The organism is Paraburkholderia sediminicola, from assembly GCF_046026895.1.
GTDB classification, from domain to species: domain Bacteria; phylum Pseudomonadota; class Gammaproteobacteria; order Burkholderiales; family Burkholderiaceae; genus Paraburkholderia; species Paraburkholderia sediminicola_C.
The window spans coordinates 1-411 of record NZ_JAQQEU010000293.1; the positions used below are offsets into that span (position 1 = coordinate 1).

Here is a 411-nt window from a genome sequence, read left to right on the forward strand (position 1 = left end):
GTTCACGCCGATGGCCAGGTACACCGCCTTGGTCCGCACCGCGCCGCTGTCGCGCACTTTGACGTGAATGCAGTCGAGATAGACAATCGGATAAAGCGCGTCGAGCGCACGGGCCTGCCAGACCTTCACCTCATCACTGACGGCGTCGGTGACCGCCGAGATCAGCGTCGGCGAGACCTCCGTGCCGTACATTTCTTCCAGGTGCCCCTGGATCTCGCGCACGCTCAGGCCACGCGCATACAGCGAAATGATCTTGTCGTCGAAGCCCGTCCAGCGCGTCTGATGGCGCTCCACCAGCTTCGGCTCGAACGCCCCCTGACGGTCGCGCGGGATATTGAGCGGCAACTCGCCGAACTCCCCCTGCAGCGTCTTGGCGCTATGGCCATTACGGGTGTTGCCCGTGGCATTGGT

The 411-nt window shown here is 63.7% G+C and carries 1 protein-coding gene; it reads right to left on the reverse strand.

Translation table 11 applies throughout. The features are described from left to right. Positions 1-411, reverse strand: a 411-nt coding sequence (locus PQR02_RS40830) for an IS256 family transposase (RefSeq protein ID WP_408243454.1), incomplete at both ends; no start/stop codon positions are given.